Source organism: Leucobacter sp. UCD-THU, from assembly GCF_000349545.1.
GTDB classification, from domain to species: Bacteria; Actinomycetota; Actinomycetes; order Actinomycetales; family Microbacteriaceae; genus Leucobacter; species Leucobacter muris.
Window position 1 is genome coordinate 217355 of the sequence record NZ_KB714604.1, and the last position, 13115, is coordinate 230469.

The window sequence follows — 13115 nt, forward strand, 5'->3', positions numbered from 1 at the left end:
GCTCGGGATCACTTGTGGGAGCGATTCGAGGTGCGTCTGGCCGCGAGGTACCCGGTTGAGAAGGCGTAGCGGGGGCCACCGGAGACGAAGCTGGGGGCTCTGGTGGCGGTGCATCGCGAGATCCGGTGAGTAGCCCGTACCCACCAAATGCGACCAGGGCGATGAGGATTGCGCCGCTGAGTGTCAGAGCGATGAGCTTTCGGCGTGTGCGCGAGTCGGGTGAAGTCTTCATGCCCACTAGGTGCACGCCGCTGACTATGAGGTCTTGTCGACATCTTTACGTGACCCAGCACAGAATCCGACTGACCGAGGAATGTCGGTGGCTGGCCTGATACTCGAAATCACAAGAAGATGCACGTCATCCAGGTCGCGCAAAGATAGTTGAGTGAGCAAGTGAGTATTGAGAAGAACGTAAGCCTGTTGCCGATCACCGAGAAAGACCTTGAATGGTGGCAAAACAAGATTGTGAAGTTGGACTGGGTCTTCGCAGTGACCTACGCGGAGGGCGCACCACACGAATACATCGCTGAGCGAACTGAAGGAATAACAAAGGCCGACTTTGTCAGGGCAGCTCGGGTGATCCACACGTTCGGTGAGCCGCAGAAGTTTTACAAATCGACACGCATTTACCTCGTTCACGACGGTTGGAAGTACTGGACCATGGATCGAGAACACGACGACGTGACGCTGATCAACAGAGGCAGAGCTGACCACATCTACGGCCCGCAGAACATGCCACGCACGAAGAGCGAATTCCGCACTAGCTACGACGCAATCGCAACCTACTGGGATCGCGACTTCACCGCGTCTGACGAAGAACAACGAGGGTTCACGCGACTCGTAGACGTAGTCACCGACGGTTACCGCAAGTGCCGCACGCTAGACATCGGTGCAGGCACCGGGCTCACTCTTGACCTGGGGCTGACAGAAGCACCCCGCTTAACAGCGATAGACCCGTCTCAGGCGATGCTCAATGAATTGGTGCGGAAGCATCCGCTCGTGGCGCGGGTTGAGCCAAGAACGTTCGCGGACACGCTCGCGCGCCGCAACCTGGCAGGGACACAGTTTGATCTCGTGCTCGCGCTCGGCGGCTCAGCGTCATATCTTTCACACGATGACTGGGAATCGATCATGCGTCATGCCCGTGGCCGACTGGTGTTGTCGGCGTATGCAGAAGATGAAGCGCCGGTCACTGCTGATCTCACCTCGCAACAGCTTGCTGACGCTAATTCGCGGCTACGAGAATTTGCAGATCGACACGAAGGTCGGATCGAGCGTGTCGGCCGGTTCAACACTGTGGCGATCAGACGGAATCATTCCTGAGCTGCATGGTTCATCTGCACAAGCGGGACCACAGTTTGAACGAGTCGATCATCCGTTGGCTCAAATCCGGTGAGTACATCTTCCAGGCTGATATCCGTTTGGTGAAGACTCTCAACGTCAGAAGACCGCACCAGGATAAAGACCTTGCCGAAGTCTGGGTTCTGGACTGGCTCTGGAATCTCGTCATTGTAAGTAGCTGCAGTCGGGCCAAACAGAAGCCCCGCAACCATGTCGCCGTTGGCGCTGAGGAGTCGCACGTACCATTCCCACTTGCCAACAAAATTCGCTCGAACTGAGGTGACAGCTTCTTCACCAAGTGCGCCGTTGACCTGGGGCATAAGTCGTCGTTCGGCGTATTGGCGGAGGTATCTCTTGGCATCGCCAAGGGTTCTTCGACCGTCTTCAAACTGTTGCTTCGCGTGCTGAGCGAGTATTTCGGCGAACTGTTCTGCGGCTGCATCCTGGGGACGTTGCCCGTATCGAGCAGATTCTCCCGTCTCACACATTGTCTTGATGAAAGCTATCCGATCGGCAGTATTCACGGGGCTAGGTCCTTCCACGAAGTTTTCGACCAGTTCGTTGATGAAGAAGTTCTGCTGCGGGTGGTCTCGACGCCACTTCTTGTCTGCTTTGACGTGCGCGTGCAGATCGCTGAGGAGATCCGCATAGGTGAGAACGACCGCTTGTTCCCATCCATCGGTCTGAAGTTCGCTCTCTCGTCGTATGCACAGCAGCACGACGACGCTACGTCTTCCGCCCTGAGCACCGTGGGCAAGATAGCCAAAATAATCATGGCCGTGCCCGTCGGAGGTGCCGAAGTTCTCAACGACGACGCTCTCTTGAGCTGTCATGAGCACAATGTCGGCAATGTCCTTGCCTGTCGCGGCATCGCCGGAGGTGTCTACTTCTTGGCTGACCCGATACCCGGATGTGGGAAACTCGGCGCCTTCAGGAAGCGTGTTGTTGATCCTGGCCATGAAGATCTGTTGGAAGGTGTCACCCAGCTCGTGGGTTCCATCGGCCCGTAGGAGCCAGGCAAAGACGTTCGAGAGTTGTTTTTCGTGAGTGCCGTGATGCATGACCCGAAAGACATTGAACTGCTCGGCGAGGCTTCGAGAAAGCGAAGGCACCAGCGAAGTGACCAGACGGCTTTCGGTTTCTTGTTGGCGAGGCATGACCCAAGCCTATTCAAGACGCGTCTGCCCTCAGACCGCGCGCAGGTTGGGCTTTGCCTCATCGTCGTCATCGAGCTGCTCGAGTGCTTCTCGGAGTCGGTCTGCGAACTCGACCCAGTTGTCGATCACGGTGAAGAACATGTTGGCTTCTGCCTGAGTCAGCTTTGCGGCGATTACGACCGGGTCGGCGATTGGGTAGAGGTTTCCGAGTTCGGCCCATGTGATCACGAATGCGCGCACGGGCATCGGTTCCATCCGTGCCGGTGCTGAGGAACGCGGTGCACGCTTCTTGGGCTTTTTCTCCGCCCGCAGCTCGGCAAGTTTTTCTTCGGCGATCCGGTGCAGCAAGACGTCACGATCTGCCTTCGCCACCGCGAGCAGCTCCTTCAACTGTTGCCAGCACGGGTGCACTGGAGCCTCGTCGCGAATGTCGTCGAGAAAGCCTTGTGCCGCGGCACGAATTTCCTCGGGCCGGTTCGAGTCTTCGGCGATGCGTTGGATGAAGTTGATCTCTTCGAGGCGGGTGTAGGAGGACGTACCGGTGACCATCTCGGCAGCCTGGCGCCGCGCATCCCCACGTGGCTCAGTTGACGGTCCCGCCGAATCGGCGGGACCGGACATTCCGCGGTTTTCACCGCTCACGAACTGCGTTGCAGCTTTTCGCTGTGCAGCATCCTCGGCAAGAATCACCTTCATCTCCCGATACAGCTCCGCTGCTTCCAACTGGCTGAGCGGCTTATGGAGCATGTTGTCGTTCTGTTCGGCGAGCATGTACCCGAGCTGGGTGGAGATGCCAGAGCGCACCCACACTCGCACTTCAGCCCATGCGAGCTGTTTGATTGCGGCGAGTCGCCGCGCACCGCACACAAGCACACCTTCGGGGGTAACGGTGATTGGCTGCAGCAAGCCGTCGCGTTGGATCGACGCGGCGAGTGCATCGATATCACCGAGGTCTTTGCGGTGTCGGTTGCCGACCTGAATGGAGTCGACTGTTCTGATGACGACGAAATTGTCGTCCCTGTTACTCATGATCGCTCGCCTCGCTTCGGAGCAGCGAGTGCGATCTGGAACACGAGATCCTCGTCGTGCAACAGCGAGTGCACCGTTTCACCGAGCAGCAGGCGCAGCAGCACACCCCGACCTGCTGAGGTTGCCTGCAATGCCGGGTGCGTATTGCCGAGGATTGCTCGAAGCAGTGCTGACCATGAAGGTACGGGCAGGTCGAGCAGCACGAGCGCGTGCTTGTCGCTTCGTATGCGCTGGCTCGTGACCCGGCGCGTTCGGTGGCTTCGCAGACTCGGTCGATCGCGAGCTTGGCGACATCGGTGGGCCAATCGAGCAAGGTGAACAGCCGCACCGCATCCGCAACTGCTGTTCGCGCGGAGGCGCGTGCGGCGGAGGTCTCGGTCAGCTGTTCTTCTTGCTCTGGTTCCTCTTCAAACTCGAAGCGGTCAGTTGTGCGGAACGAGGGGTGGTAGTCCGAAAGTGGCGTCTCACGGTCGGAGATGCGCTCGGGGTCGTGCAGTTCAGAAATGTGTGGGCGGCGGGCCTTGTTGGTTGAGCACAGCAGCCCTTGTCCGCGTTCCTCAGCGATGCAGGTCACCTGAACGCCTCGAGTGACGACTGCCCAGGGATCGTTTGCGTGTCGCGTAGAACGTAGTCGCATCACATCAAAGGCGGCACTTGCTGCTTCCCAGGGATCTAGCCCGTGTTTCCGCGCGAGGGCCGCGTACTTTTCGGCGGCAAAACTCATCAAGTCTGCGGCGACGGGGTCGCGCTGCCACGCCCCGGGTCCGCGCTGGTGCAGTCGCATGAGCACTCTGCGTAGACCTTCGCTGCTCGTGTAGTCCTCTGAAGTCGAATTCTTGGTTGTCGTAGTCATTGTGGCGAACCTCCTGGCAGACAGGTGCACACTCGTTCCCACGAATCGATCACTCGTGTCCGTGCGCATCATTTCCTCCGTGCCATCTGCCGCTCAGCGCATGCCGACGGCACCCCGATCCATGCCGCGATCCGTGCCACCTCGCCCAAACGCCGAAAGCGGCGGGAGCTTCCGCGCTCGGTGACCAGGTAGGTGCATGTGTGTCGATGTTGCGGAGCGAGCACGACGGGCAAGTTCTCGCTGGAAATCGATCCCAGCTCCTGCGACTCGGGAACCGCCACGGGCGATGAGGTCTGTGGGCCGCACCCACTCAACCCCGCGAGCGGGCGCTGCTGCCGGATCCATCGACAGCCCTCGATGCCGTCTGTTCGCAGCGGCTTCAATCGCATCGGGGGTACCTTCAATCCCGGCAATATCGCCGAGAACGGGTGAGGTGTCCTTCTTCACGTTCATGATTGCTCCTCAGCAGATTTGGTGTTGGTGAGTAGGTGCACATCGGGTTCAATGACCTCTGGTTCATCAGCGGACAGCCAGCGACCAACGGTTGACGGGTGCACGTCGAGTTCGTTCGCGATCTGCTTGTTTGTCCAGCCGATGCCACGCAGTGCCGTAGCGAGGGAGCGGCGGTCAGGAATCGGTGGCTTATCGGCGGAGACCTCATCGAACTTCTCGGCAGACTGGCTGGTGGTTGTTGCGCTATTAGCCCGGGCCAGAATCACCGTCAGGTGCGTGATTGCGAGCAGAACGACAGGTGGCACCGCAGCTACGGCTCCGGCGAGAATGCTGGGCACGTCGGCATCGGCGGCGATGACGGCGTGGATCGCGTTCGCCGTCACAGACACGATCGCGCCGCCGATCAGGAGCGCCCATGGGTACCAGGCGGCCCGACTACCTGCGAGTGCGACGACGGCGACGGTCGCGACCACGATGATGCCGTCCACGATGAGCGGCCACGCCCAGGCCTGCCCGGCACCGATCCCAGACCGATGTGCGAGATCTGCGAGCGAAGTAAACGAGAGCCAGAAAGCGCCTATTGCGATGAAGACGGTGCCACACACCGCAGTCCGGACTGCCCAGCGGTGACCGCTTGGTGACGTGGTCATGAAAGCACCCACGAACGTGTTGAGGCAGGCGGCGGTCTATCTGAAGGTGACAGCGCTGTATCCGATGGCTGTCGCGCGGGTGCTCCGTGAACTGTGCGATATGCCGAGCGCACCGTCGTCGTGACTTCGCGTTCGGTGAGTCCCGCATTGCCACCGGACACCGCGAGTGCGTCGAGCGCCGTGTTTGGCGAGATATCGTTCTCGGCCATCTTGCAGGCTGCCCAAAATAGGCCTTGATTCCTTTCGCCTTCTTGCAGACGTGACACCCATGCTGCGAGCCGCTCAACGTCCAGAGGACGATCGGCCGTCAGTGGGCGACGTGGCTGATCCTGTTTCGGATCGAGGAACCCCCGCAACTGACCCGCATCGAGGCTGCAAGTCGCGCCGAGGTTGACGTTTTCAACCGAGTAGTGCTCCAGTCGGTTGCCCACCATTCGAGCCGAAGGCGGCACGATGATGTAGCCCCCGTCACCGCGAAAGTCGATGCCCGAGCCCGCGGACTGCCAGGACCGCTGCTCGCCACCTGCTACACCGCACCGATCAAGACCTGTGGTCTCTGCGGAGAACCTGGCCGCGTCGCCTCCCACCTCGACGGACGACGAGTATGCGCGCGCTGCTACTACGCGATGCGCAGACCACAACCTTGTCCCGAGTGCGCGCGCAGGGTGTTCCTGACCGGCTTCATGAATGGCCAGATGGTCTGCGCCGACTGCGCGGGCACTCCGAGCACGATGGCCTGCCCCGGATGCGGCTCGATCGAGGAGATCCGCAAACATCACCTCTGCGTCGAGTGCCGCCGGCCCGTCGCGATCCAGCAACTGCTCGCCGACGATGCGGGAGAGATCCGCGCGGACCTCCACCCCCTTGCTGACTATCTGCTCACGCACCATGGCAAAGCGGCGTCGCTCGAACGCTGGCTGCACAAGAGCAAGTGCGCGATGGTGCTCCGCGAGCTCGCGGACGGGACCCTGCCGCTCACCGCCGAGGCGATCATCACCCGAGCCCGGTCGGGACAGTCGGTCGCGTTCCTCCTCTCACTGCTGGTCCGTTCCGGCGTGCTGCCGGAGCTCGACGTCGAGGGCACGCGTTTCACCCACTGGCTCAACGACTGGCTCGATGGCATCGACCATCCCGAGGACCGGTTGATCTTGCGCCGATACTGCACCTGGGAGCTCCTCCGATCCACTCGGGCACTGCGCATCGCGTCCAGCCCTGCTTCCGGATTCCAGAGGCAACGGACTGCGCTGAAGTACTGCGCCGCGTTCCTTGGAGAGATCCGGTCGCACCAGGAGACGCTGGCGACGTTTCCGCAGCGCCTACTCGACGCGCATCTGACCGATTCGCCCAGCCAACGCGACGCGCTGGCACCGTTCACTCGCTGGCTGCGAAAGCACCGGTTGAGCACCCTTCGCGTCGAGTTTCGAGCCCATCGCCTCGAAGGGCGAGACTATGCCTCCGACCACCGATGGCAGATGGCCCGCAGGTTCCTGTCCGATGCCGACATGGACCCGAAGACCCGGGCCGCGGGTCTCCTCGTACTGCTCTACGGCATCCAGCTGACCCGCATCGTCACGATCACCCGGGCACAGGTCGATACGAGCTCGCAGCCCGTGACGCTCACCGTCGGAGCCGAGCCGATCAAGGTCCCAGAGATCCTCGGCGACGCCATCGTCGAGCTCGTCGATGCCACAAAGGGCCATCCTGAAGGATGGCTGTTCCCCGGCAGGAACCCAGGCCGCCACCTCACCCCGGGCCCACTGAGCCGTCGTCTTCGCGCCGAAGGCTTGCTTGCCGGGAGCGCCCGCACAACAGCGCTCATCGAACTCACACGGCAACTGCATCCCCGGATCGTCTCGGACCTCCTCGGCATCACGACGGCGTCCGCTGCCTCATGGTCACGTCTCGCCGGCGGTGAGTGGTCCGATTACCCGGCTCTTCGTTCCACCCGCGCCTGATCAAGCATCACCCGTCAGCGCTCGCCCGGAAATCGCCTCGCGCAACTGCTCGACGGTCGGAGACCCTCCCAGCCCGGCAGGGGTACTAAACACCCGGCAGGCGAGCCCGACCGGCGCGTGCTCGTCTGCGAAGGGATCGACCCCGTCGACGAGAACGGTCGGTGACCCGTGGAACCCGAGTCGCACAGCGTCCTCCGGGGTCTCGACCAACTGACGTGTGACGCGGACATCTGATCGGCCGTCGAGCAGCCCAGCAAGCCGACGATCGAGTATCTCCCAGTTCGGGCACCCGTCGAAGTATTGCAACGTAATCTCCATGACCAACTCCTCTCAGTTCCGACCCGCGTGGACCGCGACAGGTGAAGAAGGCGTTACCGACGACAGCGCGGGCGACTTGGCGCGCGCGGCGCGCAGGCCGTTAAGGATCACGATGACCTCAGCGATCTCGTGGACCAGGACGACGGCGGCCAGCCCCAGGACTCCGAACAGCGCGAGTGGGAGCAACGCGGTGATGATCAGCAACGACAGGAAGATGTTCTGGTTGATGATCCGCCGACACCGGCGGGCGTGGTCGAACGCCCGCGGAATGAGGCGCAGGTCGTGGCCCGTGAACGCGACATCGGCGGACTCGATCGCTGCGTCGGAACCGGTCGCTCCCATCGCGATGCCGATGTCCGCGGAGGCGAGGGCCGGGGCGTCGTTGATGCCGTCGCCAATCATCGCGACCGATCCCGCCTTCGACAGCTCACCGATTGCCGCTGCCTTGTCCTCGGGACGCAGCTCCGCACGCACATCCTTGATGCCAGCCTGTGCGGCGAGGGCGCGTGCGGTGCGGGCGTTGTCGCCGGTGAGCATGGTCATGTCGATGCCCTGATCCGCGAGCGTGCGGACGACTTCGGGAACTTCGGGGCGCAGTTCGTCGCGGACACCGATCGCCGCGACCGGGAATCCGTCCCGGTGGACGATCACGACGGTCATGCCCTGTTCCTCGAGACCCGCGACCCGGTCTCCGAGCTCCCCGGCGTCGAGCCAGCGGGGGCTGCCGACGGTGATTCTCGACCCGTCGACGGTGCCTTCGATGCCGTGCCCGGCCTTCTCGGTCACGTCTACAGCTGCCGCAATGCCCGGAGTCGCAGCGGTGATAGCGGAGGCGAGGGGATGCGTGCTGTGCTGTTCCAGCGCCGCCGCCCAGGCCAGCGCCTGTGTCTCGGTCACGCTGTTCGCGGTGAGGACGGCGGTGACCGCGGGCTCGTTGCAGGTGAGGGTGCCGGTCTTGTCGACGGCTACATGCCGGACCGTGCCGAAGCGCTCGAAGACGGCTCCGGATTTGATGATCACGCCGAACTTGCTCGCCGCGCCGATCGCGGCGACGACCGTCAGCGGAACAGAGATCGCCAGCGCACAGGGTGAGGCTGCGACTAGCACGACGAGTGCGCGGGTGATCCACATCTCCGGGTCGCCCAGCAGCGATCCGAGGATCGCGACGAGGGCGGCGAGGATCAGCACACCGGGCACCAGCGGGCGAGCGATCCGGTCCGCGAGACGAGCACGCTCGCCCTTCTCCGTCTGCGCCTGCTCCACCAGTTCGACGATCGTGGTTAGCGAGTTGTCGGTACCCGCCGCGGTCGTTTCGACCTCCAGTGCGCCGGCGCTGTTGATCGCGCCGGCCGACACCGCATCGCCGGGCTCGACCTCGACCGGGATCGATTCCCCGGTGATCGCCGAGGTGTCCAAGCTGGAGCGCCCCGCACGGACGATCCCGTCGGTCGCGATCCGCTCGCCCGGTCGGACCACCATGACCTGGCCGACCGTCAGCTCCTTCGCCTGAACCCGCACGGACACCCCGTCGCGCAGCACTGTCGCCGTCTCCGGCACCAGCTTCAGCAGCGCCCGCAGCCCTCCCCGGGCGCGGTCCATCGCCTTGTCCTCGAGGGCCTCTGCGATTGAGTATAGGAAGGCCAACGCTGCGGCCTCCTCGACGTAACCGAGAATGACCGCGCCGATCGCGCTGATCGTCATCAGCAGCCCGATCCCGAGCTTGCCCTTTAACAGCTTCCGGATCGCGCCAGGAGTGAACGTCGACGCGCCCAGCAACAGGCCGGCCCAGAACAGCACGAGCGCCGGGATCTCGAGGCCGGACCATTCAAGGATTAGACCGGTGAGGAATGCGACACCTGAAAAGACCGGCACCATGATGCCGCGGTCCTTCCACCAGGGTCGCCCCACCTCTTCATTCTCATCATCCGCCGCAGTAGCAGGCTCGTGTTCGCAGCCACACGCCGCGCTCACGCGTCCGCCCCCGTCCCGCAGCAGCAAGGTACCGTGCATGCTGAGTCCACGCAAGGTGCGTGCTCATCGACAGCCAGCGTCACGTCCACGAGGGAAACGAGCGCAGCAGCAAGGTGCGGATCTGCGATCTCGTAGCGAGTCTGGCGACCCTCAGGCTCAGCGACCACGACCCCGCAGTCGCGCAGGCAGGTGAGATGGTTAGACACGTTCGAGCGCGTCAGCTCCAACTCGCGCGAGAGCACGGCCGGGTAGCTCGGACCATCGAGCAACGTCATCAGGATCCGGGAACGCGTCGGATCCGCCATGGCACGGCCGAGCCGGTTCATGACGTCGAGGCGTGAAGCAATAGTCAGCATACGCTGAACTATACAGCACTGACTGATCAATCAGTGCTCCACCGCCAAGCGACACAGCACCCGATATCTGCTGAACACGCGATTCAACGATGCGGCTCGGCAGCGAGATCGCGACCCACAGTTGCGCCTCGATGCGTCAGCGTCTGGCATCCCGGCGGGTTCGAGCGGAAGAACTCGTCATCGAGCATTTTCGCCTGCTCTTCGGTAAGCGTCGTGCCTTGTGCCCGGAGAGGAAGATGCATGACAGTCAGCCTGCGCCAATCACGATGTTTCCCGACTCGGGGCGGCTGTGAATAGGTCGCAGCTCAACGAGGCGGCGTTTGGCACTGCGGACGCGCGCATGTATGAACGCCGCAGACGTTGTGACCTTTCGTGAAACAGGCAGTCAGAGCGTCGATCACAACCTCCGCGTGATTCCGCGGCTCTCACCTCACCGGACGAGGCGGCCGATGGCTTGAGATGCCTCTCGTATTTTCTCTTCGGCAGTGTCCCCGCCTGCGCGGACGGCGTCTGCGACGCAGTGGCGGAGGTGGTCTTCGAGGAGTCCGATGGCGACGCCTTGCAGGGCGCCGGTGAGTGCGGAGATCTGGGTGAGGATATCGATGCAGTATTGCTCGTCTTCGACCATGCGGTGCACGCCACGTGCTTGGCCTTCGATGCGTTTGAGTCGGGCGAGGTAGCGGGCTTTGTCGGTGATGTAGCCGTGCTCGCCGTGGTCACACGAAGCTGCAGGTTTAATGACGTCGGTCATCGTCTTCTCCTGATTCGTCATGGTCATCGGTCGAGGATGGCGCGAGTCGTGGTCTCAGGACGAAGGTCCAGGCGCCGCAACAGCTGCGCGTTGAGCGCGACGACGATCGTGGACAGCGACATGAGGACGGCGCCGACCGACATCGGCAGCACGAACCCGATAGGGGCGAGGGCACCGGCTGCGAGGGGGACGGAGATGAGGTTATAGCCCGCAGCCCACCAGAGGTTCTGTTTCATCTTTCGGTACGCGGCGCGGGACAGTTCGATTACCGAGAGCACGGAGCGGGGGTCGTCGCTGGCGAGGATGACGCCGGCCGAGGCGATCGCGACATCCGTGCCCGCGCCGATTGCGAGCCCGACGTCGGCTTGGGCGAGTGCGGGAGCGTCATTAACACCGTCGCCGACCATCGCGACTTTCCGACCTTCTCGCTGAAGCTCCTGGACCTTCGCGGCCTTGTCTTCTGGACGGACCCCGGCGAAGACCCGGTCGATGCCGAGATCTTGAGCGACGGCATGTGCGACGGCCTCTGCGTCTCCGGTGATCATGACCACTTGCACGCCGAGGACGTGGAGCGCATCGACCGCTTCGCGCGACTCCGAACGCACCTCATCGGCGAGCTTCAACGCACCAATCACACGCCCGTCTTGAATGACGTGGAGGATGATGGCGCCGTCCGTGCGCCAGGCGTCGGCAATGGGGAGTTCGTCTGCGCCTTCCTCCGTGAGAAGGTGCGGTCCACCGACGCGGATGGTCGACCCGTCGACGGTTGCAGTGACGCCAACCGCGGGAGATGAGGTGAAGTCGCGACTTCCGGGCACCGTGAGCTTCTTCTCGGCAGCGGCACGGACAATCGCCTTCGCCAGGGGATGCTCACTGTCGACTTCCGCGGCGGCCGCCAGCGCAAGCACCTGATCCGCGTCGCCCCCGTCGGTGATCGATACTTCGGAGACGACAGGCTCGCCTTTCGTGAGAGTTCCGGTCTTGTCGAACAACACAGTGTCGACAGTGCGCATGCTCTCCAACGCCAGCCGGTCCTTGACGAGGACGCCACCGCGCGCGGCCCGCTCGGTCGCGATCGACACGACTAGCGGGATGGCCAGACCGAGCGCGTGGGGGCAAGCGATCACCAAGACGGTGATCGTGCGGATGACGGCGGCATCCGGGAATCCCACCAGGGTCCATACGAGCGCGGTGATGGCCGCAGATCCGAGTGCGAACCAGAACAGCCATCCGGCGGCGGTGTCGGCGAGTCGCTGGGCGCGGGACGAGGAGCTCTGCGCTTCGGTCACCAGGCGTTGGATGCCGGCGAGGGTGGTGTCATCACCGATCGCAGTGATCTCAACACGCAATCCCGAATCGGTGGCGACAGTGCCCGCTGTGACCGGATCACCGCTGCCGCGGGTGACCGTGCGAGATTCACCGGTGACCATGGACTCGTCCATCGACGCGCGTCCATCGACAATGCGCCCATCCGCGGGGACGCTGCCTCCGGGCCGAACGACGACAACATCGCCGACGACAAGGTCGGCGGGTGAGACGACAACGACCTCGCCATTCTCGACCCGTTCCGCCTCATCCGGGAGGAGAGCGGCCAGAGAGTCGAGGGCGGAGGTGGTCTGGGCGAGGGAGCGCATCTCGATCCAGTGACCGAGCAGCATGATGACGATGAGGAGCGCCAGCTCCCACCAGAAGTCGAGCTCGTGATGCAACATCCCTAGGGTCGCACCCCACGATGCGAGGAATGCGACCGTGATTGCGAGGCCGATGAGGAGCATCATCCCGGGCTTTCGGGAGCGGATCTCGCTGACGGCGCCGACGAGGAACGGTTTCCCGCCCCAGACATACATCACCGTTCCCAGCACCGGAGACACCCACATGATCCCGGAGATGTCCGGGAGAGAATAGCCGAGGATCATCGAGAACATGCCCGACAGCGCAACGGTCGGGACCGCCAGGACGAGCATGATCCAGAACAACCGGCGGAACTGCCCGACATGGTCGCCGTGCCCCGCATGACCACCGTGCCCCTCGTGGGCCCCGTGAGTGTCGTGCCCTCCATCGGTGCCGTGCGCACCGTGAGACATCGTGTCGGGATGTGTATGGTGCGAGGAGCCCGATGTCGCGGCATCGGCCACATCCGTATGGGCATGATGCGCCATCTCATGATGGGACTCGTGCTCCGCGGGTGTGTGGGACTCGTGATGTCCGTCGGTGTGTTCAACGCCGTCGTGGTGCGAGTTACTCATGGATCGATCCTCCTCGAAATAGTGACGCTAAACAG

General features: G+C 63.0%; 12 protein-coding genes. 2 read left to right on the forward strand and 10 right to left on the reverse strand.

Going from position 1 to position 13115, the window contains the following annotated elements; all coding sequences use genetic code 11:
• Positions 1–393: 393 nt before the first annotated feature.
• On the forward strand, positions 394–1323 hold the full coding sequence (locus H490_RS31795) for a class I SAM-dependent methyltransferase (RefSeq protein ID WP_152424309.1): 930 nt from the start codon (positions 394–396) through the stop codon (positions 1321–1323).
• Here the strand turns inward: H490_RS31795 and H490_RS31800 are convergent.
• The 5 genes from H490_RS31800 to H490_RS33080 all read right to left on the reverse strand — a co-directional run bounded on the left by H490_RS31800 (position 1314) and on the right by H490_RS33080 (position 6259).
• Positions 1314–2498, reverse strand: a complete 1185-nt coding sequence (locus H490_RS31800; RefSeq protein ID WP_081611680.1) for a PD-(D/E)XK nuclease family protein — start codon at positions 2496–2498, stop codon at positions 1314–1316. The two genes, H490_RS31795 and H490_RS31800, sit on opposite strands and share 10 nt — an antisense overlap.
• A 30-nt stretch (positions 2499–2528) precedes the next feature.
• Positions 2529–3527, reverse strand: a complete 999-nt coding sequence (locus H490_RS28460; RefSeq protein WP_031290210.1) for a ParB N-terminal domain-containing protein — start codon at positions 3525–3527, stop codon at positions 2529–2531.
• On the reverse strand, positions 3524–3730 hold the full coding sequence (locus H490_RS32905; RefSeq protein ID WP_306408814.1) for a hypothetical protein: 207 nt from the start codon (positions 3728–3730) through the stop codon (positions 3524–3526). Before H490_RS32905 ends, H490_RS28460 begins: the two co-directional genes overlap by 4 nt.
• Before the next feature lie 1099 nt (positions 3731–4829).
• Complete coding sequence (locus tag H490_RS28470) at positions 4830–5483, reverse strand: DUF2637 domain-containing protein (RefSeq protein ID WP_031290211.1); 654 nt, start codon at positions 5481–5483, stop codon at positions 4830–4832.
• The gene (locus tag H490_RS33080) at positions 5480–6259 is read right to left on the reverse strand and encodes a primase alpha helix C-terminal domain-containing protein (RefSeq protein ID WP_416371715.1); all 780 of its coding nucleotides are present in this window, start codon (positions 6257–6259) and stop codon (positions 5480–5482) included. Before H490_RS33080 ends, H490_RS28470 begins: the two co-directional genes overlap by 4 nt.
• On the opposite strand from H490_RS33080, the gene H490_RS28475 reads away from it, so the two are divergent.
• Positions 6149–7438, forward strand: coding sequence for a hypothetical protein (locus tag H490_RS28475; protein ID WP_017884923.1), 1290 nt, complete (start codon positions 6149–6151; stop codon positions 7436–7438). The two genes, H490_RS33080 and H490_RS28475, sit on opposite strands and share 111 nt — an antisense overlap.
• Here the strand turns inward: H490_RS28475 and H490_RS28480 are convergent, their stop codons facing one another.
• The 5 genes from H490_RS28480 to H490_RS28500 form a co-directional block, all read right to left on the reverse strand.
• Entirely contained in the window at positions 7439–7756 is a 318-nt protein-coding gene (locus tag H490_RS28480) for a hypothetical protein (RefSeq protein ID WP_017884924.1), read from the reverse strand.
• A gap of 12 nt (positions 7757–7768) precedes the next feature.
• Positions 7769–9766 (reverse strand): heavy metal translocating P-type ATPase, encoded by a 1998-nt coding sequence (locus H490_RS28485; protein ID WP_238560352.1) that lies wholly within the window; start codon positions 9764–9766, stop codon positions 7769–7771.
• Positions 9724–10083 carry a Cd(II)/Pb(II)-sensing metalloregulatory transcriptional regulator CmtR gene (gene cmtR, locus H490_RS28490; protein WP_017884926.1) on the reverse strand — a complete coding sequence of 120 codons (360 nt, stop codon included), beginning with the start codon at positions 10081–10083 and terminating at the stop codon, positions 9724–9726. The genes H490_RS28485 and cmtR overlap by 43 nt, the downstream gene beginning before the upstream one ends.
• A 430-nt stretch (positions 10084–10513) precedes the next feature.
• A complete protein-coding gene (locus tag H490_RS28495; RefSeq protein WP_370567039.1) occupies positions 10514–10855 on the reverse strand; it encodes a metal-sensitive transcriptional regulator in 342 nt (113 codons plus the stop codon).
• 2 nt (positions 10856–10857) lie between these two features.
• On the reverse strand, positions 10858–13080 hold the full coding sequence (locus H490_RS28500) for a heavy metal translocating P-type ATPase (protein ID WP_017884928.1): 2223 nt from the start codon (positions 13078–13080) through the stop codon (positions 10858–10860).
• Between the last annotated feature and the right edge of the window lie 35 nt (positions 13081–13115).

Coding starts and splice junctions, on each gene's coding strand:
- H490_RS31800 (WP_081611680.1), bottom strand. CDS start 2,498: ATGCCTCGCCAACAAGAAACCGAAAGCCGTCTGGTCACTTCGCTGGTG.
- H490_RS28460 (WP_031290210.1), bottom strand. CDS start 3,527: ATGAGTAACAGGGACGACAATTTCGTCGTCATCAGAACAGTCGACTCC.
- H490_RS28470 (WP_031290211.1), bottom strand. CDS start 5,483: ATGACCACGTCACCAAGCGGTCACCGCTGGGCAGTCCGGACTGCGGTG.
- H490_RS33080 (WP_416371715.1), bottom strand. CDS start 6,259: ATGTTTGCGGATCTCCTCGATCGAGCCGCATCCGGGGCAGGCCATCGT.
- H490_RS28480 (WP_017884924.1), bottom strand. CDS start 7,756: ATGGAGATTACGTTGCAATACTTCGACGGGTGCCCGAACTGGGAGATA.
- H490_RS28485 (WP_238560352.1), bottom strand. CDS start 9,766: ATGCACGGTACCTTGCTGCTGCGGGACGGGGGCGGACGCGTGAGCGCG.
- cmtR (WP_017884926.1), bottom strand. CDS start 10,083: ATGCTGACTATTGCTTCACGCCTCGACGTCATGAACCGGCTCGGCCGT.
- H490_RS28495 (WP_370567039.1), bottom strand. CDS start 10,855: ATGACGAATCAGGAGAAGACGATGACCGACGTCATTAAACCTGCAGCT.
- H490_RS28500 (WP_017884928.1), bottom strand. CDS start 13,080: ATGAGTAACTCGCACCACGACGGCGTTGAACACACCGACGGACATCAC.